Below are 22,879 nucleotides of genomic sequence, written 5' to 3'. Positions count from 1 at the left end.
TAATTGAAAATATTCTATGCAGATTGTATTGCACTGGAATAAAAACTGTTGTAATTTCATTAAAAATCATCAGAAAAAGGAAAAAATTATGTCAGAACTTCATTTTGAAACCCTACAATTACATGCTGGTCAAGAAGTGGATAGTAGCAGTAAATCTCGAGCTGTGCCGATTTATCAAACCACATCTTACGTATTTGATGATGCACAAGAAGCGGAAGATTTATTTGCTTTGCGTAAGCTAGGCAATATCTATACTCGTATTACTAATCCCACTGTGGCAGTGTTTGAGAACCGTATTGCCGCACTGGAGAAAGGCGTTGGAGCGTTGGCTACGGCATCAGGCATGGCAGCGATTACTTATGCGATTTTAGCTTTAGCCCATGCGGGTGATCATGTGGTGGCAGCGAGTACTATTTATGGCGGAACCTTTAATTTATTAAAAGAAACCTTGCCACGTTATGGGATCACAACGACCTTTGTCAATGTAGAAGATCTCACAGAAGTGGAAAATGCGATTCAAGAGAATACCAAATTGGTATTGATTGAAACCCTAGGCAATCCGTTAATTAATATTCCAGACCTTGAAAAAGTAGCGGATATTGCACATCGTCATCGTATTCCATTGGTGTGTGATAATACGTTTGCCACCCCTTATTTGATTAATGTGTTCTCACATGGCGTGGATATTGCCATTCATTCTGCCACTAAATTTATTGGTGGACATGGTACCACCATTGGTGGCGTGATCGTGGATTCGGGCAAATTTGATTGGGTAGCATCAGGCAAATTCCCACAATTTGTGGATGAAGATCCGAGCTATCATAATATTAGCTATACTCGAGATATTGGGGCAGCTGCTTTTATTGTGGCGGTACGAGTGCAGTTATTGCGTGATACAGGGGCAGCCCTTTCGCCATTTAATGCGTTTTTATTATTACAAGGTTTGGAAACCCTGTCATTACGAGTGGAACGCCACATTGAGAATACACAAAAAATTGTGGATTTCTTGAGCCATCATCCGAAAGTGGAAAAAGTCAATTATCCAAGTTTGCCAAACAGTCCATATTATGCCTTGGCACAAAAATACTTGCCAAAAGGTACAGGGTCGATTTTTACTTTCCACGTCAAAGGTGGAGCCAAAGAAGCCCGTCAGGTGATTGATAAATTAGAAATTTTCTCAAATTTAGCTAATGTCGCCGATGCAAAATCCTTAGTTGTTCACCCTGCGACCACCACGCACGGTCAATTAACCGAAAGCGAATTGTTAGCTTGTGGTGTCACCCCAAATCAAATTCGTTTATCCATTGGATTAGAAAATGTGAATGATTTGATTGCGGATTTAACTGTGGCGTTGGAGAGTATTTAACTTTATACACAAACAAGAGTGCGGTGAAAAATGTGAGAGATTTTCACCGCACTATTTAGTACTATGCCACATCACTTTCAGTCAATTAGTCATGATTAGACATGATTTGTCTAATTAGACAAAATGACGTACAATAATGGCTAATTCTATACAATAAGGTATGTGGTATGAAAGATCCTTTATATTTTCCTAGAACAGAATTAGCAAGTGCATTGCTGGCGAGCTTAAAAGCAAGTATTACTCACGCCTTTACGCTATTTGCCCCACGTCGTATGGGGAAAACAGAATTTCTAATTAATGATATTGCTCCCCTTGCTGAAAAAGATGGCTTTAATGTATTTTATTTTTCTTTTATGGACGGCAATAGTGCGAACAATGCTGACGAGTCTTTTCATCAAGCATTACATCAATTCGCTCAAGAAATACGCACAGGCAATGGTGTAAAAACCTTATTTAGCAGCTTTACCAAAATAGACTTGTTGGGCGTTGGGTTAGAAAGAACATTAAGCGAAAAAACATTACCAAATATTAGCGAGATTATTGCGTGCATTGCCGCAGATAATCGACCCTCATTACTATTGTTAGATGAAGTCCAAGAATTAGCTCGGATTCCCAATACAAGTTATCTGATTCGTAGCCTAAGAACAGGATTGGATTTAAATAAAAATCGGGTTAAAACCATTTTTACAGGGAGTAGCACAAACGGTTTACGTATGATGTTTAACGATGTGAAAGCCCCATTTTTCCACTTCGCTCATGCGTTAGATTTTCCGAATCTCGATCAACATTTTACTGACTTTCTGGCTGATGTGTATCAAGAACGCATGAGTAAATCCTTAGATAAGCACGCATTATACGCAGTATTTGAACGCCTAAACTATACACCTATGTATATGCGAGCGATTATTCAAGATATGATTATCAACCCCGCATTAAGCCTTGAAAAAGCGGCTCAAATTCGGTTAGAACAAATGCAAGAAAATGGTAATTTTACTGCACAATGGCGAGAGTTAACGGCAATAGAGCAGTTCACATTACTAGCGATAGCCAAAGGGCAAAGTGCAGTATATGGTGCGGAATTTCGGGAGCAAATGGCAGAAACCTTAGGGGTAGAAGAGATAAAGGTGAGTACAATGCAAAGTGCGATTAGGAAACTACAACGTAAGGATCTCATCAGTAAAACCAGCCACGGCGTATTGCACATTAATAGTCCATTATTACACACTTGGATCATAGAAAACGTTGAATCCACTCACTTAGCTTAACTATCTTTTTATTAGCGTAAAGTGCGGTGAAAAATATTGAAATTTTTCACCGCACTATTTGAAACTTATCCTAGCTGCTTTTTTAGTAAATCATTCATACTTTTTAATAACTCATTTTCATTTTTCAGCCCTTGTATAATTTCATCTTTGTACGAAACTATGGCTTGTAAGCGTTGAATTTCATCTACCACATCATCTTTTCCAACAGAAAAATAGGTATTAGTTACGGATTCATTATTGGAAACATTGTTAAATTGGATACGAGAATCTTCACCATAAGAAAGCAAATCAATAATATCAATACCAAAGACAGCAGATATCTGCTCAAGACGATGTAAATTTGATCGAGTATCGCCACGTTCAATTTTTGCATATCCTTGCTTTGACATACTTAATTTGACAGCCATTTCTTCTTGAGTAAGTTGATGATCTTCTCTTAATTTGCGAATTTTCTCATTAGTTTTCATAATAATATAACTTTTTAGGTACTTGAATATAACTTACTGTGTATTGTATCACCAAAGTATAACAATTAATATACAAATGCAGTTTAGTTTATCATTAACAATATAAAAGGAGATTTAAAATGAAATTTTCAATTCGTTTCTATCCAGATGACAGTAAGAAAACCACTATGAATACTGTTATTTATGCTAATTCTGCATCTGAAGCTAAGCAACTCTTTCTACGTAGCCATCCTAAAGCGATAATTATTTCGCTTATTTAATCTGTGATTTGGGAGTATTTATGTCAGAAGAAAATGTATCGAATACAGCCTTAACGGTTGTTTCAACTCTATTGAAAACCCCAATGATTAGAGTAAACCGTAGCTCTTTTTTGTTAGAGATTCTTGATCCCAAAGGCAACTTAACTCCTGAACAGCATACAAGATTATTAACAGAAGGGCCGATTAAATCAGGAATCTTTAAGGTAAATGAAATTGAACGTGTCGCTCGGGAACTATGTCAAAAAAGGCGTTGGCAAAGTTCAGGGACTTCATTTATGGCTGGATTACCTGGTGGATTAGCAATGGCAGCAACCATTCCTGCGGATACTATGCAATTTTGGGGTTTTTCTTTAAAATTGGCTCAAGAGATTTCATATTTGTATGGTAATGGCGATTTATGGAATGGTGGAGAACTAGATGAGAACAAAGTTCAATCAGAGCTAATGATTTTTATGGGGACAATGTTAGGGGTGGCTGGGAGTGCTGCATTATTACGTCAAATTACCGTATCGGCTGGTAATACCATGATTAAGAATATGGCTAGAACTGCTATAACTAAAACTGCATGGTATCCAATTTTAAAACAGATAGCAAAATACGTGGGGATTAAAATAACCAAGGATACTGTGCAACGAGGAGCCTCCAAAGTTATCCCAGTATTGGGAGGGGTATTATCTGGTGCATTAACCTATGCTACTTTAGGACCCATGAGTAACAGGTTGATTAATGCCTTTAGTAAGTCCGCTGATGGATATACTGAAGAAGAAATGGCGGAAGATCAAAATGAAATTCGACGTGAGATGCCAGAAATTTTTGATGCTATATATACGGTGAATGAAGATGATCCTAATGTAGTATCCGATGAATCTGCAGACTTTGAAGATTCCACGAGCGATGATAATCAGGAAAAATATACAATTCCAGACAAACAAGCAAAAACAGCTAGAACGGTAGCAGGTGCTGCGACTAAATTTGGTTTTATGGGTAAATTTTTACGGTAACTGTTTTATTTGATGTCATTCAAAAGCAAAATGCGGTGAAAAAAAATTGAAATTTTTCACCGCACTATTTTATTCCAAGCCTAAATTAGCCTTTCATTCTCGCTTTCGCCTCTTCAATCGCCTCCGCCACTCGCAACGGAGACACCCCACCCCTGGCATTACGTTTATCCAAACAGGATTGCAATGATAAAATAGGGTAAACATCTTCGCCAATGACATCACTAAATTGACGAAATTCTTGCACGGTTAAATCTTCTAAGCCTTTTTGAACTTGAATTGCATAAACCACGGTTTCACCCACAATATGATGTGAATCACGGAACGGCACGCCTTTTGCTACTAAGTAATCAGCGAGCTCGGTCGCATTAGAGTAGCCTTTGAGTGCAGCCTCTCGAGTACGGTTGATATTAACTTTGATGTCCTCTAATACAAATGCAGCCATGGTTAAGCAATCGTGCCAGGTGTCTAAGGCGTCAAAAATGCCCTCTTTATCTTCCTGCATGTCTTTGTTGTAGGCCAATGGCAAGCCTTTGACGGTGGTGAGCATACCCATAAGTGAACCGATCACACGCCCAGTTTTACCTCGAATCAATTCGCACGCATCGGGGTTTTTCTTTTGTGGCATGAGTGATGAACCTGATGTGACTCGATCAGATAATTCCACAAAATCCGCCTCGCCACTGTTGAAAATAATCATATCTTCAGCGAAACGAGAAAGGTGTGCCATACTTAATGACGCAGTGGAAAGCAATTCAATAATATGATCACGGTCAGAAACACTGTCTAAGCTGTTGCGAGTGGCGAAGTCAAAACCAAGATCTTGTGCTAATTGTTCACGGTCGATAGGATAGGCTGTACCTGCTAATGCCCCACTGCCGAGTGGGCAAGTATTCATACGGCGATAGGCATCTGCTAAACGGCTATAATCTCGTTCTAACATTTCTACATACGCCATACACCAGTGAGCAAAGCTGATTGGTTGAGCACGTTGTAAATGGGTATAACCAGGCATCACGGCGTGTTGATTATTTTCAGCGGTTGCCACTAATTTGGCTTGTAGTTCACGTACGCTGTATTGCAATTCCGTGACTTGCTGTTTGCACCACATTTTTATGTCAAGGGCGACCTGATCGTTACGGCTACGTCCTGTGTGTAGCTTTTTACCTAGATTGCCGACTTTATCGATGAGCTTACTTTCTACCCAACTATGAATATCTTCCGCATCATCTTGCAAAATTGCCAGCGGATTTGAGCGCACTTCAATTAACAACTGATTTAATGCTTGTTCCAGTTGAGCTTGTTCATCTGTGGTGAGAACGCCGACACTCACTAATGCCTTTGACCAACCCACTGAACCCTCAATATCTTGTTCAGCTAAACGATAGTCAAAACGTAGTGAATCATTAAAATCTTTAAAACGTTTATCTGCCGCTTGAGTAAAGCGACCGCCCCATAATGCCATGTTGTGTTGTCCTTTTGTTTTTATTTCAGTTAAGGATAAATTCTTGTGCCGATAATCTCACCTGCAAAAAGTGCGGTGAGTTTTTCAGGATATTTCCAATTCGCAATATCTACGCCACGTTGTAATAATTGTGCCGCATCAAGTGCCGCTTTTACTTTAACAATCATACCGTCAGTAATGACCTTATCAGCAATTAATTGTTCAATTTGTGCTGCGGTTAATTGTGAAATACGTTGTTTATTGCCGTCTAACACGCCGTCCACATCAGACAGCATGACTAAATCTGCGTTAATTAATGCCGCAATAGCGGTGGCAGCTTGATCAGCGTTGACATTCATTAAATGCCCTTGATCATCAACAGCAATAGAGCTAATAATCGGTAAAAATTTGCTGGTTAATAATTGCTCTAACAGCGTAGCGTTTTTCGCTTGAACATTGGCGACATGACCTAATTCAGGATCAAATTGCACCGCACTGGTCAAATTGCCGTCAGCAAGACTTAATCCGACAGGATTTAACTGAAATTTTATGGCTTGTGCTAACAGTTTTTTATTGGCAATGCCAGCCAACGCTCCCACGATAATGTCAATTTGATCGCTTGGAGTCACTCGCAAGCCATTTTTCTTTTGCACAGGTAAGTTTAATCTTTTCATTAAATCATCCACTACGCAACCGCCACCATGCACGATAACTAAAGGGCGAGTAGCCTGTTGTAGATAATCTGCTAAGGCAAGGAATAAATTTTCCATGGCAGCAGGGGTATCTAATAACACACCGCCTAATTTAATCACTAAAGGTCTAATCATTGCGATAAATCCTTAAAATAAACCGAGCGTTTCATTATAACCGAAACGAATATTGGCACATTGTACCGCTTGTGAGGCAGCCCCTTTCAGTAAATTATCTTCCGCCCCGATAATCACAATATGCCCGTTATGGGTGGCAAAACCAATATCACAATAAGGGGTAAATTCCACCGCTTTAATGCTTGGTAAACCTTGCTCATACACTCGCACGAGCGGGCAATTAGCGTAATATTGTTGATAAGCGGATCTGATTTGCTCGTCGGTGACGCCCTCTTTTAATTTGGCCGTAATGGTGGCTAAAATACCTCGTTTAAAATTGCCTAAGTGCGGTGTAAAAATGACTTCGGTGCCTAAATGGGTAGCAATTTCAGGTTGATGACGGTGGGTAAAGACACCATAAGCGTTCAGGCTCACTTCGCAGAAACTGCTAGTAATGGCTGGCCGACGACCGGCACCGCTCACGCCACTGACCGCATTAATCACCGGTAATTGATTGAGATCTAATAAATTATTTTCAATTAATGGTTTTATACTTAATTGTGACACCGTTGGATAACAACCGGCTACCGCAATTAAATCGGTTTGTTGAATCTGCTTACTGTTCCATTCGGCAAGGCCATATACCGCAAAATTGAGAAGTTCAGGATATTGATGTTCAAAACCATAATATTTGGTGTAAAATTCTGCATTATTGACACGGAAAGCCCCCGATAAATCGAATACTTGGCAATCTTGTTGTAAAAAAATTGGGGCAAGGTTATGGCTAACTTCATGTGCTGTGGCGAGAAATACAATATCGGCATCATTTGCTAGCAAGGATAAATCTTCAGGCAACGGCCGCAAAGGCAGATCACAGAATGTACGTAATTGCGGATAAAGATCAGAAATGCGTTTATTGGCATCTACACTTTGCTGTGAAACATAAAGTCCTGCCAGATCAAAATGCGGATGACGAGTGAGAATTTGAGCAAGCTCTGCACCAGTATAGCCACTGGCTCCGACAATAATGGCTTTTTGTGTCATAATGTAATCCTGTTTTTGTTATAGTGATTATTTATGCTATTATTCTGCATAAATATTTAAAAAGCAACTGTTATTAGGCAAATTAAATGAAAAAACATCTCTCTTTTATCCAAATGTATCAACAACTGATTGCCATACCGACCATTAGCAGTATTGATAAAAACTTCGATCAATCGAACCGCAGTTTAATTGAATTGTTAGCGAATTGGCTAAAAGATCTTGGTTTTCAGACGGAAATTCTACCTGTGGCGGGCAGTAATGACAAATATAATTTACTGGCAACTTATGGTGAGAGAGAAGGCGGTTTATTATTGGCAGGGCATACGGACACCGTTCCCTTTGATGAAGGGCGTTGGACATTTGATCCGTTCAAGCTAACAGAAAAAGATGGCAAATTTTACGGTTTAGGCACGGCGGATATGAAAGGCTTTTTTGCTTTTGTTCTGGATGCCATTCAGCAGATTGATTTAACCCAACTCACCAAACCTTTACGCATTCTAGCCACGGCTGACGAAGAAACTTCCATGTTGGGGACAAGAACCTTTATTCAACATGCCCATATTCGCCCCGATTGTGCGGTGATTGGCGAACCCACGTCTTTACGCCCAGTGCGCGCCCACAAAGGGCATATTGGCAAAGGCTTGCAAATTATTGGCAAGTCGGGCCATTCTAGCGATCCTGAAAAAGGCGTAAATGCCATTGAAATTATGCACCAAGCCACAGGTTATTTAATGCAAATGCGAAATGAGCTGAAAGAAAAATATCATCACGCCGATTTTGCCATTCCTTATCCCACCATGAATTTCGGCTCAATTCACGGCGGTGATGCGGTCAATCGTATTTGTGCTTGTTGTGAATTGCAATTTGATATTCGTCCCTTGCCTGCTATGCAGTTAGAGGATTTGGAAAGCATGTTGCGAGAAAAATTGGCTCCGCTATTTGAACAATATGGTGATCTTCTCACCTTGCGAAATTTGCATGAGCCGATACCGGGTTATGAATGTGAGCATTCTGCACAAGTCGTGCAAGTGGTGGAAAAATTGTTGAGAGAAAAATGTGAAGTGGTAAACTACTGCACCGAGGCACCCTTTATTCAACAACTTTGTCCGACGCTTGTGTTAGGGCCAGGTTCCATTGAACAAGCCCATCAGCCGGATGAATTTTTATCGGCAGAATTTATTAAACCAACACAACAACTGTTGACGAAGTTGATTAATCATTTCTGTTAAGGATTAAATTAGAAATAATCTAATTGAAAGGCGTTAATTTTAAATATAATATAACAATAGTGTTTGTTTGTTAAATGTAACCAAAAATATTATTGTTATCTTTGAAATAATTGGTTACTTTTTCTATGCAACCACATTGCAAGAATTTACTGACTCTTAAAATTTAACTTGGAAGGAAGTTTCTATGTCAAACACACAAGCGATTGCTAACGTATTTAAACTTATCGAAGAAAACAATATCAAATTTGTTCTTCTTCGTTTTACGAACATCAAAGGCAAGGAACACGGCGTATCATTACCTGCCAGTGCCATTGATGAAGATTTCTTTGAAGAGGGCAAAATGTTCGACGGATCTTCCGTTGAGGGCTGGCGAGCGATTAACAAAGCCGATATGCTTTTAATGCCAATTCCAGAAAGTGCCGTAGTGGATCCCTTTGCACAAATCCCAACGCTTTCTATTCGTTGTAGTATCTATGATCCGAACACCATGCAAAGTTATGATCGTGACCCACGTTCTATTGCCTTGCGTGCCGAACAATATATGCGTTCAACCGGTGTCGCAGATAATGTCATGTTTGGGCCAGAACCAGAATTCTTTTTATTTGATGATGTGCGTTTTTCTACGGAGCCAAATAAAGTATCTTACGCCATTGATGACGAAGAGGCCATGTGGAACACCAACCGCAAATACAAAGAACAAGGCAACAATGCTTATCGTCCATTGAAAAAAGGCGGTTATTGTGCCGTAGCACCGATTGATAGCGGACATGATATTCGTTCTGAAATGTGTTTATTGCTTGAAGAAATGGGCTTAGTGATTGAGGCACATCACCATGAAGTAGCGACTGCTGGTCAAAATGAAATTGCGACCAAATTCAATAGCTTAACGTTGAAAGCGGACGAAACTCAAATCTACAAATATATCGTGCAAAACGTGGCATTAGAACACGGCAAAACCGCTTGCTTTATGCCAAAACCGTTTGCCGGTGACAATGGTTCAGGTATGCACTGTAATATGTCATTAAGTAAAGACGGTAAAAATATCTTTATGGGTGACAAATATGCGGGCTTGTCCGAAACGGCGTTATATTATATCGGTGGTATTATCAAACACGCTAAAGCCTTAAATGCCTTTACTAACCCAAGTACAAACTCATACAAACGTTTAGTGCCAGGGTTTGAAGCTCCCGTATTATTAGCTTACTCGGCCAGTAACCGTTCTGCATCTATTCGTATTCCTGCGGTGACCAGTCCGAAAGCAACCCGTGTCGAGGCTCGTTTCCCTGATCCAATCGCAAATCCGTATTTATGTTTTGCAGCTTTGTTAATGGCGGGCTTAGACGGCGTGGTAAACAAAATTCACCCAGGTGATGCCATGGACAAAAACCTTTATGACTTACCACCAGAAGAATTAAAAGAAATTCCAGCGGTGTCAAGCTCATTAGAGGAGGCTCTTGATAATCTTGCAAAAGATTATGAATTCTTAACCCAAGGTGGTGTATTCACTAAAGACTTTATCGAAACTTATATCGGTATGAAACGTAAAGAAGTAGAACGTTTGAACATGACTCCACACCCAGTGGAATTTGAAATGTATTATGCGTAATTGCTAGTCTAAACCAACAAAAATGCCTTGAGTAATCAAGGCATTTTTTATATTCATGTTGATTGCAATAGGTATTAGAAACCTGCTGCGGATTTCACTGAACTTACGGCATTTGTTGCATTGGTTACCGCAGTTTTCGCATTGCTGACCGCACTTGACACATTGGAGACTGTTGAACTTGCGTTGCTTACAGAAGTCGTTGCGTTAGCCATTTTAGAGGTGGTAGTTGAGGTCATGTTGTTGACTTTGTCACTCACGGTAGTGGTGATATTAGACGCTGCATTATTTACGGTGGTGTTGACGGCTGTGGTAATATTGCTCGCCGCAGAGTTTGCCGCAGAATTAGCCATTGCACTTGTTACTGTACTTTCTGTACTTGAGCTCGCTGTGGCTGTTGAGCTAGATTCAAATGCTGAACAAGCCGTTAAGATAAATGCAGTGGCGGCTAATGTGGTGGTACCGAGAGTAGATGTTAATTTCATAATAAACCTTAATTAAAAATAAAAAATAATGCCTTGTGAATTCAAGACGACAGTTAGACTGGGGATGTTGGAAAAAGTTCTTCGCTAAATTGTTTCAGCATCAAAAAAACTGCGGTGAAAAAAATGAACTTTTTCCACCGCAGTTTGTGTACTTGGGGAACAAATTAGGCGTTACACCTCCAAATACTCCATTATCCCCTCTGCGGCACGGCGTCCCTCGGCAATGGCGGTTACCACTAAGTCCGATCCTCGGGTAATGTCGCCACCAGCGAAGATTTTTGGGTTAGCGGTTTGTTGGGTGAGTTCACCGTTGGCTTTAATTCGGCCACGTTGATCCACTTCTACACCCACCGCATCAAGCCATGGCATGGCATGGGGGGCGAAACCGAATGCCACAACCACTGCATCACATGCCACCACTTCTTCACTGTTTGGAATGACTTCCGCACGGCGGCGGCCGTTGTTGTCAGGTTCGCCCATTTGGGTACGGACAATTTTAATGCCAGTCACTTTGCCAGAAGCATCGGTTTGAATTTCCAGTGGATCGGCTTCGATTTCAACCGGTTGCGCGTTAAATTCAAAATCGACACCCTCTTCTTTAGCGTTATGATATTCTTTTTTCGAACCAGGCATATTGGCAGCGTCACGGCGATAAACACAGGTTACTTCCACCGCACCTTGTCGAACCGAAGTACGCACGCAGTCCATAGCAGTATCACCACCACCCAGTACCACCACACGTTTACCCTGCATATTCACAAAATCAGGGGCATCAAAGCCGAGTAAATGTTGCGTATTGCCGATGAGAAATGGTAAGGCAGAATAAACGCCAGTGGCATTTTCATTGGGAATATCTGCTTTCATGCCTTGATAGGTACCGACACCTAAGAATACTGCATCATACTGTGCGACCAGTTCGTCTAGTGTGATATCTTTGCCAATTTCTACTCCTAAGTGGAATTTTACGCCTAATTCGGTAAATAGCTCACGGCGACGTGTCATCACGCTTTTTTCCAGTTTGAATGCAGGAATACCAAAGGTGAGCAAGCCCCCAATTTCTTGTTGGCGTTCGTAAATACTGACTTCTACACCGTTACGAAGTAATACATCGGCACAACCTAAGCCAGCAGGTCCAGCACCGATAATAGCCACTTTTTTACCCGTTGGAACGGCATTAATAGTTGGTTTCCAGCCCATTGCAAAGGCTTTTTCAGTGATATATTTTTCCACATTACCAATGGTGACAGCGCCAAATCCGTCATTTAAGGTACATGACCCCTCGCATAAGCGATCTTGTGGACAAACACGACCACAGACTTCTGGCAAACTGTTGGTGGAATGAGCTAATTCTGCCGCTTCAATAATACGTCCCTCATGGGCTAAACGTAGCCAGTTCGGAATATTATTATGTAACGGACATTTGTTTTGACAATAAGGATTGCCACACTCCAAACAGCGATCCGCTTGAGATTGTGCCTGTGTATCGCTAAATACATTGTAAATTTCCACAAACTCGGTTTTTCTTACGTTAAGTGGAATTTTCGGTGGATCCACACGTTGCAAGTCGATAAATTGATAGACGTTTCCACGACCCATAGTTTATTCCTTCAAATCTTTAAAAATTTTTTCTTTTTCCACCGCACTTTGGCTTAAATAAAGTGCGGTGAAAATCCCACAAATTTTTATTACTGAGCTAACGCACCTAATTCATTCACGGTACGGCGTTTATGCCCTAATAACCCATTAACATCATTGGCTTTTGGTTTTATTAACACAAATTGCGAAACATATTGTTCCCAGTTAGCCAAAATACGTTCACCAATACCACTATGAGTTAATTCTACATGGCGAGAAATTAAGCCACGTAAATGCTCTTGATGGGTTGGTAAATCTACAATGCTTAAACCCTCTACTAATTCGGGGTTAAGCCGTTGTTTAAAACCGCCATCTGTATCAAGCACATAAGCGAATCCACCCGTCATGCCAGCACCAAAGTTAATCCCCGTTTTGCCTAACACTGTGACGATACCGCCAGTCATATATTCACAACCGTTATCGCCGATACCCTCAACCACAGCGGAGGCACCAGAGTTACGCACCGCAAAACGTTCGCCAGCACGTCCTGAGGCAAATAATTCACCGCCAGTGGCACCATATAAACAAGTGTTGCCCACAATGGTGGCATCTTCCGCCTTGAATGAAACACCTGCGTGCGGTTTGATCACTATACGACCGCCAGCCATACCTTTACCCACGTAGTCGTTAGTATCACCTGTTAAGGTCAGATTCACGCCACCTGCCAGCCATACCCCTAAACTTTGTCCAGCGGTACCAGTTAAATTAATATTAAATTCTTGCAATGGATTACCACGATTGCCGTAACGTGCTGCCAAAATACCAGAAAGCGTTGCTCCAATAGAACGATCTAGGTTGCTCACGTCAAAATTCATTTCACTATTCAAGCCACTTTCTAACGCCTCTTGTGCTTGTTCTACAATCGCTTTGTTTAACAAACCTTTGTCAAATGGTGGATTGTGTTGCGTACAATATCTTGCACTGCCAGCTGGCACTTGTGGCGAATAGAGTAATTTAGTTAAATCTAAACCACGTTGTTTACCCGTATGACCATCAATAATTTCCAATAAATCAGTGCGACCGATTAAGTCGGTTAATTTTTCCACGCCTAATTGGGCTAAAATCTCACGCACATCTTGTGCAATAAATTTAAAGTAATTCATGGCTTTTTCTGGCAAGCCAGTATAATGTTTACTGCGTAAGGTTTCGTCTTGGGTCGCAATACCAGTGGCACAGTTATTTAAGTGACAAATACGCAAGTATTTACAACCTAATGCCACCATTGGACCTGTACCGAAACCAAAACTTTCTGCCCCTAAAATGGCGGCTTTGACAATATCTAAACCTGTTTTTAAACCGCCATCCACTTGCAACCGCACTTTATGACGCAAATTATTTTCCACTAACGCCTGTTGTGCTTCGGCTAAACCCAATTCCCACGGTGAACCTGCGTATTTCACGCTGGATAATGGGCTTGCCCCAGTACCGCCGTCATAACCTGCAATGGTGATCAGATCGGCATAGGCTTTGGCGACGCCAGTGGCAATCGTACCCACACCTGGTAAAGACACTAATTTCACCGAAATTAACGCTTTCGGGTTAATTTGTTTGAGATCGAAAATTAATTGAGCTAAATCTTCAATGGAATAAATATCATGGTGCGGTGGTGGTGAAATCAAGGTTGACCCTGGCACCGCATAGCGTAATTGTGCAATATAAGGGGTCACTTTATCCCCTGGTAATTGCCCACCCTCACCGGGTTTTGCTCCTTGTGCGACTTTAATTTGAATCACTTCCGCACTCATTAAATAAGCAGGCGTTACCCCAAAGCGACCAGAGGCGACCTGTTTGATTTTAGACACTTTTTCAGTGCCATAGCGTTTCGGATCTTCACCGCCCTCACCTGAATTTGAATAACCGCCTAAACGGTTCATTGCCGTGGCTAAGGCTTCGTGTGCTTCTGGACTTAATGCACCGATAGACATGGCGGCACTGTCAAAGCGTTTATATAGATTTTCCGCTGGTTCAACTTGTGCGACATCAATCGCATTATTGGGATCGGTTTTGAGCTTTAACATATCACGAATAGTCGCCACAGGACGATGATTCACAGCATCACGATAGGCTTTGTATTGCTCATAATCACCGCTATTGACGGCTTTTTGCAGGTTTATCACCACATCTGGGTTATAGGCGTGATATTCCCCTTGCGGTTTGAATTTCAAAAATCCGCCCATATCCAAATCTTGACTTGGTCGCCATGCCCGTTTGCGTAATTGACTAAGTTGCTGGTCAAAATCTGCAAAGCTGGCACCCTCAATACGGCTAGTAATGCCAGGGAAACAAAGATCAGTAATTTCTGAACTCATACCCACTAACTCAAATAATCTGGCACAACGATAAGATGAAATGGTGGAAATCCCCATTTTCGACATAATTTTGTACAAGCCTTTATCAATGCCATAACGGAAATTTGCCGTCACTTGACGTAAGGATTTTTTGATTGAACCCGTTTTCACCATTTGCCCTAAGGTTTCATAGGCAAGATACGGATAAATAGCAGTTGCCCCTAAACCAAGTAACACCGCAAAATGATGCGGACTGCGAGCTTCGGCAGTTTCGACTAAAATATTGGTATCACAACGTAAATTGGCAGACACTAATTGATTTTGTAATGCCCCTACTGACAAGGCAGTTGGAATCGGTTGATAGAATTTACTAATATTGCGATCGGATACGGTTAATAAAACCGCACCATTTTGCACCGCACTTTTGGCTTCTTCACATAGATTTTCAATGGCTTGTTTTAAGCTCATTTCATCGGGGTTATAGGTTGCGTCTAAAATTTGGTGTTTATAATATTGCTGTGGTAAATCCAAAATTTGTTGCATATCGGAATAGACCAAAATCGGTGATTTAAAACTGACTCGATGGCTCATTCCTTCCGCTTCAAAGAACACGCTCATTTCACGTCCGATACTCGTGTTTAATGACATCACATGAGCTTCACGTAATGGGTCAATCGGTGGGTTTGTTACCTGTGCAAAATATTGACGGAAATAATCAAAAATTACTCGTGGACGTTCAGATAGCACTGCAAATGGCGTATCATCACCCATCGAACCGACCGCTTCTTGCCCGTTCTCACCCAGTACACGAATGATATTCTCAATTTCTTCGTTATCGTATAAGAATTGTTTTTGATACACCAATAACTCTTGTTCGCTTAACGTTGTCGCACCAATTTGGCTATCATCTACTTGATCAAATGGCACTAAGCGTTTGACGTTTTTATCTAGCCATTGGCGATAAGGGTGTCTGGAGCGAACTTCATTATCAATTTCATCGGAATGCACTAAACGCCCTTTTTTGGTATCAATCACTAATAATTGCCCCGGTCCAACCCGTCCTTTTTCTACCACTTCATCAGGTGCATAATCCCAAATACCGATTTCTGATGCGATAGTAATTAAGCGATCTTCGGTGATCACATAACGAGCTGGGCGTAAACCATTACGGTCTAGGTTACAAGCAGCATAACGACCGTCAGACAGCACAATCCCAGCAGGACCGTCCCAAGGTTCCATGTGTATAGAGTTAAAATCATAAAAAGCTCGCAGATTATCGTCCATGTCAGGGTTATGTTGCCACGCAGGCGGTACTAATAAACGCATGGCACGGAATAAATCCATACCGCCACACACAAACAGCTCCAACATATTATCCAACGAGCTAGAATCCGAACCACTTTCATTTACGAATGGTGCAGCAGTTTGTAAATCTGGAATTAACGGTGTGCGATATTTATAACCCCTTGCTCTCGCCCAAGCTCGGTTGCCTGAAATGGTATTAATCTCACCATTATGGGCTAAATAGCGGAATGGTTGAGCTAATTTCCAACGGGGTTGGGTATTGGTGGAAAAACGTTGGTGGAATAAACAAATCGCAGATTGCATGCGTAGATCGGCTAAATCTGTATAGAATTTCGGCAAATCTTTCGGCATACACAAACCTTTATAAATCACGGTTTGATTAGAAAAACTACAAATATAAAAATCATCATGGCTGATACGTTTTTCAATACGACGACGAGCCACAAACAAACGGCGTTGTAAGTCTTGATTTCGCCAACCGCTCGGTGCATTAATAAACACTTGTTTGATCGCTGGCATATCTGCAAGAGCGATTGAGCCTAAAACCGATGGATTGGTTGGCACATCACGCCAATAGGCAATGCCTAAGGTTTCTTCGGTCAGTTCTTGATTAATAATCTCAATAAATTCGGCTATTAATTTCTCATCTTGCGGTAAAAAAATCTGACCCACCGCAAAATTTTTGGCTAAGGAAAAGCCATTCTCATCGGCGATATGGCGAAAAAAGGTTTCTGGCATTTGAATAGATAAACCGCAACCATCGCCAGTTTTACCGTCTGATAAAATCGCCCCACGATGTTGCATCCGAGATAAGCCTAAAATGGCATTACGTACGACTTTGTGGCTCTGCACGCCGTCAATATTGGCGATCAGCCCAAAACCGCAGTTTTCACGCACTTCACTGCGATCATATAGCGTTGTCATAAGTTGTCTTCCTGCAAATAGAGTAAAAGTAAAATTGTTTTAGCTAACAAGGTGGGAAAAATAACAGATTTTACACCGCACTTTGTTATTTCGTTATATAGGTAAAATCATCTTAGATTGAATAAGGGTTTGTGTAAATATATCGAATATTATATTTATATAAACGCCATAATAATTAAATAAAACATAAATAAATATCGTTTATTTTATATCTTATCTAATATTGGTTTGATGAATAATTTTATCTATATAATTTAATGATTATTTAAGGCTTATTTTAAACAAAAATAGCCTATTTTGTAATTTATTTAGAAAAAATATAATTTTTGCACTTATTGACTGAATAAAAATAATTTTCATTTAGTTGTGTTGATTTATCTTTTGAGAAGATGAAAAAAAGCATTGCATTTTGAATTGTGTTTTTGCATAGTAGAACCCGAGCTGTTCAAACAGCGATTGTAAACAAACATATTACTCATATTAAAAAAGGAAACATATTATGTCTAACACAGTATCATCATTAGAACAATTTTTAGCTTACGTGGCACAACGTGACGGTCATCAACCTGAATTTTTACAGGCAGTGCGTGAGGTATTTACCTCTATTTGGTCATTTATTGAAAAAAATCCAAAATACCGTTCACAAGCATTATTAGAACGTTTAGTTGAACCTGAACGTGCATTCCAATTCCGCGTAGCATGGACAGATGACAAAGGTCAAACCCAAGTCAACCGTGCTTTCCGTGTGCAGTTCAATAGTGCGATTGGTCCATTTAAAGGCGGTATGCGTTTTCACCCATCAGTTAACTTATCTATCCTAAAATTCTTAGGTTTTGAACAAATCTTCAAAAATGCCTTAACAACCTTGCCAATGGGCGGGGCGAAAGGCGGTTCCGACTTCGATCCAAAAGGTAAATCTGATGCGGAAGTGATGCGTTTCTGCCAAGCATTAATTGCAGAATTATATCGTCATATTGGTCCAGATACTGACGTGCCAGCAGGCGACATTGGTGTAGGTGGTCGTGAAGTGGGCTATCTTGCAGGGTATATGAAAAAATTATCTAACCAAGCTGCTTGCGTATTCACTGGTCGTGGGCTTTCCTTTGGTGGGAGTTTAATTCGCCCTGAAGCCACAGGTTACGGCTTAGTTTATTTTGCACAAGCCATGTTAGCGGAAAAAGGTCAATCTTTCCAAGGTAAAACCGTTTCTGTTTCAGGTTCAGGTAATGTTGCTCAATATGCGATTGAAAAAGCGTTACAACTTGGTGCAAAAGTGGTTACCTGTTCAGATTCATCGGGCTATGTTTATGATAAAGACGGTTTCACCGCAGAAAAATTAGCTGCCTTAATCGAAATTAAAGAAGTGAAACGTGGTCGTGTGAAAGATTATGCGGAACAATTCGGCTTAGAATATCATGCAGGTCAACGTCCTTGGGGAGTAAAAGTCGATATTGCATTGCCTTGTGCCACCCAAAATGAAATTGAATTAGCTGATGCACAAAAACTCATTGCCAATGGCGTACAATTAGTGGCTGAGGGGGCTAATATGCCAACCACTATTGAAGCGACTGATGCGTTCTTAGCGGCTGATGTATTATTTGGACCAGGTAAAGCTGCCAATGCAGGTGGGGTAGCGACATCTGGTTTAGAAATGGCACAAGGTTCACAACGTTTATACTGGAGTCGTGAAGAAGTGGATGCCAAATTACACAGCATTATGTTAGATATTCATGCCAACTGTAAAAAATATGGTTCAGGTGAGGGCAAAAATATTAACTATGTGGTGGGGGCAAACGTGGCTGGTTTCGTTAAAGTCGCTGATGCCATGTTGGCACAAGGTGTCTATTAATTTTTTACTGCTTTGACTAAAATAGAATAGGGCGGATCGAGTGGATTCGCCTTGTTTTTTTGCATTTTTCGATAAAACAAAAAACCCAGCTTTGGCTGGGTTTTTTAAGCAATTTACTTATTATTCAGCAACAACGATAACGTTTAATGCTGCGAATACTTCACCGTGAAGTTGGAAACGAACTTCGTGATCGCCAGTGGTACGTAATGGACCGGTGGATAAACGAACTTCTGATTTTTCAATTTTCACGCCGGCTGCCGTTACGGCTTCAGCCACATCACGTGTGGTGATAGAACCGAATAAACGACCGCCGTCACCTGCTTTAGAAACGATAGTCACGCTTTCTAATGCGGTGATTTGTGCTGCACGAGCTTGTGCTTCTGCTAATTCAGCAGCGGCTTTGGCTTCAAATTCAGCACGACGTGCTTCAAAGTGTTCAATGTTAGCGGAGGTTGCCATTACTGCTTTCCCTTGTGGGATTAAGAAGTTACGTGCAAAACCTGATTTAACATTGACTTGATCACCCACTTTACCTAAGTGAGCAATTTTATCTAAAAGAATGACTTGCATTACCCTGTTCTCCTTGATTACTGATGATTGTCAGTGTATGGAAGTAACGCTAAATAGCGTGCGCGTTTGATTGCACGAGCTAGTTGACGTTGATACTTCGCACGAGTACCGGTAATACGGCTTGGGACAATTTTGCCGCTCTCTGTGATATAGTTCTTTAATGTTGCGATATCTTTATAATCGATTTCTACGACATTTTCCGCTGTGAAACGGCAGAACTTACGACGACGGAAATAACGTGCCATTTGGCTACTCTCCTAATCTATAAATTCGATTTGCTCGGCATGCAAAACTAATTGGCTTAAGCCGTTGGCTTGTTTATGTGAGCTTATAAATCCCACCACCAATAATTTGCTACCGACCGTAATGCTTTGAGTCTGTTGCATTAATTGATTGCCACTGATTTGGATTGGCATTTTGCACCATGCTTGACGTGGTAGTCCAGCTTCTTTTTGTTCAGAACGGTGTTCTAAATAAAAACGGCAATGTTCAATCCCATTTGGGCTTTTCGATCGTTTGGGTAAATCCGCAACGGTGCCGATTAACGATAAACGATTATCAATGTTCAACTTACTCCTCAGCATCCTCAAAATCGTTGGTTTCAACTTCAGCTAAAGCTGGACGACGATCGTCTTTGGCTTTAACCATTGGGGACGCTTCTGTTACGGCGTGCTTAGTACGAATAACTACGTTACGAAGAATAGCGTCGTTGTAACGGAATGTTGTTTCTAGCTCGTCGATGACGTGTTGAGGCGCTTCTACATTCATCAGCACATAATGTGCTTTGTGTAATTTGTTAATTGGGTAAGCCAATTGGCGACGACCCCAATCTTCTAGGCGATGTACTTGACCGCCAGCTTCTGTGACAGAACCTGTGTAGCGTTCAATCATACCTGGTACTTGTTCGCTTTGGTCCGGATGAACCATAAAAACGATTTCGTAGTGACGCATTACTGCTCCTTACGGGTTAATCAGCCTCCGACGGTAAGACCAGTCACCAATCTTGCGGAAGCAAGGAACGAAAATAGGATGTGACTGTAAGGCGAGGATTATACAGAATTGTGGTGCGAATTCAAGTAAATTTGTGGAAAAACACCGCACTTTTGATTTATTTTGCTGAAAAGTGCGGTGTAAATAGGGTTACATTTCTTGCTGTGTATGAAAAAGCACCTCATGGCGCATGGCAAGGCTCCGTTTAGCTCGTTTTAAACGATGGATCCGTGTAGTGCGTCGGGTTTGTTCGGTAAAAAATCTTTTCACTTTCTTTAATTGAGGTTTACGTTTGAATGCCATGATTCCTCCTAATTATTGGGACTGTTCGGGTTGGTTGTCGCTATTCTCAACGTCGTTTTGTTGGCTTTCGTTGCTTTGATTTTCTTGCACACGGTGATAGTTCACAATGCTATTCATATAACGACGGATATTTTCCACATATTGAAAGGCCTCATAACCTCGTGCATAGCCGTATTTTAAGGTACTGTAATAGCGTTTTTCCGCCAATAGTGGTAGATTTTTTTTCACATCAGACCAATTATCGGGATCTCCGCCTAAATTTTTAGTTAAACGGCGCACGTCAATTAAATGGCCCAAGCCCATATTATAACCAGCGAGAGCAAACCAAATGCGATCTTCTTGTGGAATACTATCTGGCATTCGGGCCATCAGCCAGTGTAAATATTCGGCTCCCGCTTTGATACTTTGCTCGGGATCGGTGCGATCCTTGATTTTCATATAATCCGCCGTGGCTTTAGTCAGCATCATAATACCTCGTACCCCCGTAGGCGAGGTAGCATCTTTATCCCAATGGGATTCTTGATAAGCCACTGCAGCTAACAAACGCCAGTCTAGTTCCCCTTGATATTTCTCAAAAAGTGCGCTGTATTTAGGCAAAATATTTTCAATAGCATTAGTATAAGAACGCATATCGACATAATCAAATTTGGAAAAATGATTAAAATATTTTTCTTCAATACGAGCAATTAAACCGTTTTCAATGGCGTTGTGCATAAAATCCAACAATGCGGCTTGCAATTCATTATAGGAACTGTTGGGCAAATACCAATGTACCGTGGATTCATCCGCCACATCAAAGGCCACCGCAATTTGTGGTTTCACTTGTTGTATGGCTGACACATCAAGGGAGTTGGCAATGGTGTAAGCAATTTTGCCATCCGCTACTTGCAACAACAACGCTTCTTGATTTTGTTTGTGATCAATGGACCAACGCAAGGCGGGAAAGCTGTCTTTTTTGCTTTGCAACAAACTGTCTAATTCATTACCGCCTGCGATCACCACTTCTTGTTGCAATTTATCTAACCCGCTTGGTCGAGGTTGACCTTGGCGGTAAACCAATTGCCACGAGGCAGAATGATAGGCAGGGCCAATTTGGAAATGTTCGTTTTTTTGTGGTTGATACAGCAAATTGGCTGCCGCAACATCAATTTCATGCTGATTTAAGGCCTCAAACAGCGCCTCACTGTTCTCTAAGGTGCGAATTTCTAATTGCACACCGAGATAATCCGCAAAGGCTTTGCTCAGTTCATACTCTAAACCCGTTTCACCATTGGCATCAATAAAATAAGACACCGGATTATTGATGGTGCCTACCACAAGGGTTTTGCGCTGAATAATTTCTGCGTAATGATTGGATTCTGAGCGCATAATCTGTTGCCATGGGAACACCATATCAATGGCCCACAGCAACAATGCAAAGCTCGCAATAATACGTAGGAAGAGGCCTTTCATCTGAACCTTATAGCAACGTGACCGGCACTTTTACCACTAATTTTTTCAATTTTGCCACTTTGCCGTCCACATTGACACAAGGTTTATGCGGTTCGTAAGGTAAAAAGACCACAAACATATTCGGGCGCATTAAAATGGTATTTTTGTCGGCAAATTCGCTGGCGGTAACTTGGTAATCATCTTCAGCATTGTAGGGTTCGTATTGGGATAAATCGGGGCTAGCAATACCATATTCAATATTTTCAGCGCCCTCGATTAACAGTTGCACATCAATATAGTCATGATGTAATTCTGCTTTTTTGCTTTCAGATGAACCGGTTTCAGGTGACATCACGTTCATATAAATGTCTGAGGTCAAATCGTGACGACCATTTTCTAAACTCGCCAAATCCAAGGTTTTTAAATGTTCGCAGACATCTACAATCACTTTTGGTAAACCACGAGCATAATCAGCATTGGTTAAACAACCCGTAAACATAATAATTCTCCTTAATTAGATAAAATAATCATTTTTGCACCGCACTTGAACAGTGCATGGTGAAATAATACTACAATCATTTGGCAATATGCTAAAAAATTCTGCAAATCCGCCAGAA

The 22,879-nt window shown here is 41.0% G+C and carries 21 protein-coding genes; 7 read left to right on the top strand and 14 right to left on the bottom strand.

Annotated elements, in window-relative coordinates:
• The first annotated feature begins 88 nt into the window (after positions 1-88).
• Positions 89-1,366, top strand: a complete 1,278-nt coding sequence (locus ACTG7Q_RS00640; protein ID WP_439239861.1) for an O-acetylhomoserine aminocarboxypropyltransferase/cysteine synthase family protein — start codon at positions 89-91, stop codon at positions 1,364-1,366.
• A 167-nt stretch (positions 1,367-1,533) separates the two neighbouring features.
• On the top strand, positions 1,534-2,631 hold the full coding sequence (locus tag ACTG7Q_RS00635; protein WP_439239860.1) for an ATP-binding protein: 1,098 nt from the start codon (positions 1,534-1,536) through the stop codon (positions 2,629-2,631).
• Positions 2,632-2,696: 65 nt separating this feature from the next.
• Here ACTG7Q_RS00635 and ACTG7Q_RS00630 read toward each other — a convergent pair whose 3' ends face one another.
• The gene (locus ACTG7Q_RS00630) at positions 2,697-3,098 is read right to left on the bottom strand and encodes a helix-turn-helix domain-containing protein (RefSeq protein WP_439239859.1); all 402 of its coding nucleotides are present in this window, start codon (positions 3,096-3,098) and stop codon (positions 2,697-2,699) included.
• Positions 3,099-3,217: 119 nt separating this feature from the next.
• Here ACTG7Q_RS00630 and ACTG7Q_RS00625 point away from each other — a divergent pair, with 119 nt between their 5' ends.
• Positions 3,218-3,358: a hypothetical protein gene (locus ACTG7Q_RS00625; protein ID WP_439239858.1), complete on the top strand. Its 141-nt coding sequence runs from the start codon at positions 3,218-3,220 to the stop codon at positions 3,356-3,358.
• 20 nt (positions 3,359-3,378) lie between these two features.
• A complete protein-coding gene (locus ACTG7Q_RS00620) occupies positions 3,379-4,359 on the top strand; it encodes a hypothetical protein (RefSeq protein ID WP_439239857.1) in 981 nt (326 codons plus the stop codon).
• Positions 4,360-4,444: 85 nt separating this feature from the next.
• Here the strand turns inward: ACTG7Q_RS00620 and argH are convergent, their stop codons facing one another.
• Genes argH through argC form a run of 3 tightly spaced genes read right to left on the bottom strand, consistent with a single transcriptional unit; the run spans position 4,445 to position 7,650 of the window.
• Positions 4,445-5,821 carry an argininosuccinate lyase gene (gene argH, locus ACTG7Q_RS00615; protein ID WP_439239856.1) on the bottom strand — a complete coding sequence of 459 codons (1,377 nt, stop codon included), beginning with the start codon at positions 5,819-5,821 and terminating at the stop codon, positions 4,445-4,447.
• 29 nt (positions 5,822-5,850) lie between these two features.
• Positions 5,851-6,624 carry an acetylglutamate kinase gene (gene argB, locus ACTG7Q_RS00610; RefSeq protein WP_439240619.1) on the bottom strand — a complete coding sequence of 258 codons (774 nt, stop codon included), beginning with the start codon at positions 6,622-6,624 and terminating at the stop codon, positions 5,851-5,853.
• Between the two features lie 15 nt (positions 6,625-6,639).
• Complete coding sequence (gene argC / locus ACTG7Q_RS00605) at positions 6,640-7,650, bottom strand: N-acetyl-gamma-glutamyl-phosphate reductase (RefSeq protein WP_439239855.1); 1,011 nt, start codon at positions 7,648-7,650, stop codon at positions 6,640-6,642.
• 86 nt (positions 7,651-7,736) lie between these two features.
• Between argC and argE the strand changes: the two genes are divergently transcribed.
• The gene (gene argE, locus ACTG7Q_RS00600) at positions 7,737-8,879 is read left to right on the top strand and encodes an acetylornithine deacetylase (RefSeq protein WP_439239854.1); all 1,143 of its coding nucleotides are present in this window, start codon (positions 7,737-7,739) and stop codon (positions 8,877-8,879) included.
• Between the two features lie 184 nt (positions 8,880-9,063).
• Entirely contained in the window at positions 9,064-10,485 is a 1,422-nt protein-coding gene (glnA, locus tag ACTG7Q_RS00595; RefSeq protein WP_439239853.1) for a type I glutamate--ammonia ligase, read from the top strand.
• A 74-nt stretch (positions 10,486-10,559) separates the two neighbouring features.
• Here glnA and ACTG7Q_RS00590 read toward each other — a convergent pair whose 3' ends face one another.
• From ACTG7Q_RS00590 to gltB, 3 genes are all read right to left on the bottom strand, one after another.
• On the bottom strand, positions 10,560-10,967 hold the full coding sequence (locus tag ACTG7Q_RS00590; protein ID WP_439239852.1) for a hypothetical protein: 408 nt from the start codon (positions 10,965-10,967) through the stop codon (positions 10,560-10,562).
• 171 nt (positions 10,968-11,138) lie between these two features.
• Positions 11,139-12,563: an FAD-dependent oxidoreductase gene (locus tag ACTG7Q_RS00585; RefSeq protein ID WP_439239851.1), complete on the bottom strand. Its 1,425-nt coding sequence runs from the start codon at positions 12,561-12,563 to the stop codon at positions 11,139-11,141.
• 89 nt (positions 12,564-12,652) lie between these two features.
• The gene (gene gltB / locus ACTG7Q_RS00580) at positions 12,653-17,119 is read right to left on the bottom strand and encodes a glutamate synthase large subunit (protein ID WP_439239850.1); all 4,467 of its coding nucleotides are present in this window, start codon (positions 17,117-17,119) and stop codon (positions 12,653-12,655) included.
• A 499-nt stretch (positions 17,120-17,618) separates the two neighbouring features.
• On the opposite strand from gltB, the gene gdhA reads away from it, so the two are divergent.
• Entirely contained in the window at positions 17,619-18,968 is a 1,350-nt protein-coding gene (gene gdhA, locus ACTG7Q_RS00575; RefSeq protein ID WP_439239849.1) for an NADP-specific glutamate dehydrogenase, read from the top strand.
• Positions 18,969-19,088: 120 nt separating this feature from the next.
• Here the strand turns inward: gdhA and rplI are convergent, their stop codons facing one another.
• From rplI to nanQ, 7 genes are all read right to left on the bottom strand, one after another.
• A complete protein-coding gene (gene rplI, locus ACTG7Q_RS00570; protein ID WP_439239848.1) occupies positions 19,089-19,538 on the bottom strand; it encodes a 50S ribosomal protein L9 in 450 nt (149 codons plus the stop codon).
• Positions 19,539-19,555: 17 nt separating this feature from the next.
• Positions 19,556-19,783, bottom strand: coding sequence for a 30S ribosomal protein S18 (rpsR, locus tag ACTG7Q_RS00565; RefSeq protein ID WP_005759927.1), 228 nt, complete (start codon positions 19,781-19,783; stop codon positions 19,556-19,558).
• Positions 19,784-19,795: 12 nt separating this feature from the next.
• Positions 19,796-20,122 (bottom strand): primosomal replication protein N, encoded by a 327-nt coding sequence (gene priB, locus ACTG7Q_RS00560; RefSeq protein ID WP_439239847.1) that lies wholly within the window; start codon positions 20,120-20,122, stop codon positions 19,796-19,798.
• The gene (gene rpsF, locus ACTG7Q_RS00555; protein WP_439239846.1) at positions 20,109-20,489 is read right to left on the bottom strand and encodes a 30S ribosomal protein S6; all 381 of its coding nucleotides are present in this window, start codon (positions 20,487-20,489) and stop codon (positions 20,109-20,111) included. The genes priB and rpsF overlap by 14 nt, the downstream gene beginning before the upstream one ends.
• Before the next feature lie 189 nt (positions 20,490-20,678).
• On the bottom strand, positions 20,679-20,831 hold the full coding sequence (locus ACTG7Q_RS00550; RefSeq protein ID WP_439239845.1) for a hypothetical protein: 153 nt from the start codon (positions 20,829-20,831) through the stop codon (positions 20,679-20,681).
• A gap of 12 nt (positions 20,832-20,843) precedes the next feature.
• Positions 20,844-22,283, bottom strand: a complete 1,440-nt coding sequence (gene mltF / locus ACTG7Q_RS00545; protein ID WP_439239844.1) for a membrane-bound lytic murein transglycosylase MltF — start codon at positions 22,281-22,283, stop codon at positions 20,844-20,846.
• A 7-nt stretch (positions 22,284-22,290) separates the two neighbouring features.
• Positions 22,291-22,761, bottom strand: a complete 471-nt coding sequence (gene nanQ / locus ACTG7Q_RS00540) for an N-acetylneuraminate anomerase (RefSeq protein WP_439239843.1) — start codon at positions 22,759-22,761, stop codon at positions 22,291-22,293.
• Positions 22,762-22,879: the final 118 nt, after the last annotated feature.

This window comes from Lonepinella sp. BR2474 (assembly GCF_051851555.1).
Lineage (GTDB): Bacteria > Pseudomonadota > Gammaproteobacteria > Enterobacterales > Pasteurellaceae > Lonepinella.
This window is presented reverse-complemented; position numbering and strand designations above follow the sequence as displayed.

Coding starts and splice junctions, on each gene's coding strand:
- ACTG7Q_RS00640 (WP_439239861.1), top strand. CDS start 89: ATGTCAGAACTTCATTTTGAAACCCTACAATTACATGCTGGTCAAGAA.
- ACTG7Q_RS00635 (WP_439239860.1), top strand. CDS start 1,534: ATGAAAGATCCTTTATATTTTCCTAGAACAGAATTAGCAAGTGCATTG.
- ACTG7Q_RS00630 (WP_439239859.1), bottom strand. CDS start 3,098: ATGAAAACTAATGAGAAAATTCGCAAATTAAGAGAAGATCATCAACTT.
- ACTG7Q_RS00625 (WP_439239858.1), top strand. CDS start 3,218: ATGAAATTTTCAATTCGTTTCTATCCAGATGACAGTAAGAAAACCACT.
- ACTG7Q_RS00620 (WP_439239857.1), top strand. CDS start 3,379: ATGTCAGAAGAAAATGTATCGAATACAGCCTTAACGGTTGTTTCAACT.
- argH (WP_439239856.1), bottom strand. CDS start 5,821: ATGGCATTATGGGGCGGTCGCTTTACTCAAGCGGCAGATAAACGTTTT.
- argC (WP_439239855.1), bottom strand. CDS start 7,650: ATGACACAAAAAGCCATTATTGTCGGAGCCAGTGGCTATACTGGTGCA.
- argE (WP_439239854.1), top strand. CDS start 7,737: ATGAAAAAACATCTCTCTTTTATCCAAATGTATCAACAACTGATTGCC.
- glnA (WP_439239853.1), top strand. CDS start 9,064: ATGTCAAACACACAAGCGATTGCTAACGTATTTAAACTTATCGAAGAA.
- ACTG7Q_RS00590 (WP_439239852.1), bottom strand. CDS start 10,967: ATGAAATTAACATCTACTCTCGGTACCACCACATTAGCCGCCACTGCA.
- ACTG7Q_RS00585 (WP_439239851.1), bottom strand. CDS start 12,563: ATGGGTCGTGGAAACGTCTATCAATTTATCGACTTGCAACGTGTGGAT.
- gltB (WP_439239850.1), bottom strand. CDS start 17,119: ATGACAACGCTATATGATCGCAGTGAAGTGCGTGAAAACTGCGGTTTT.
- gdhA (WP_439239849.1), top strand. CDS start 17,619: ATGTCTAACACAGTATCATCATTAGAACAATTTTTAGCTTACGTGGCA.
- rplI (WP_439239848.1), bottom strand. CDS start 19,538: ATGCAAGTCATTCTTTTAGATAAAATTGCTCACTTAGGTAAAGTGGGT.
- rpsR (WP_005759927.1), bottom strand. CDS start 19,783: ATGGCACGTTATTTCCGTCGTCGTAAGTTCTGCCGTTTCACAGCGGAA.
- priB (WP_439239847.1), bottom strand. CDS start 20,122: ATGCTGAGGAGTAAGTTGAACATTGATAATCGTTTATCGTTAATCGGC.
- rpsF (WP_439239846.1), bottom strand. CDS start 20,489: ATGCGTCACTACGAAATCGTTTTTATGGTTCATCCGGACCAAAGCGAA.
- ACTG7Q_RS00550 (WP_439239845.1), bottom strand. CDS start 20,831: ATGGCATTCAAACGTAAACCTCAATTAAAGAAAGTGAAAAGATTTTTT.
- mltF (WP_439239844.1), bottom strand. CDS start 22,283: ATGAAAGGCCTCTTCCTACGTATTATTGCGAGCTTTGCATTGTTGCTG.
- nanQ (WP_439239843.1), bottom strand. CDS start 22,761: ATGTTTACGGGTTGTTTAACCAATGCTGATTATGCTCGTGGTTTACCA.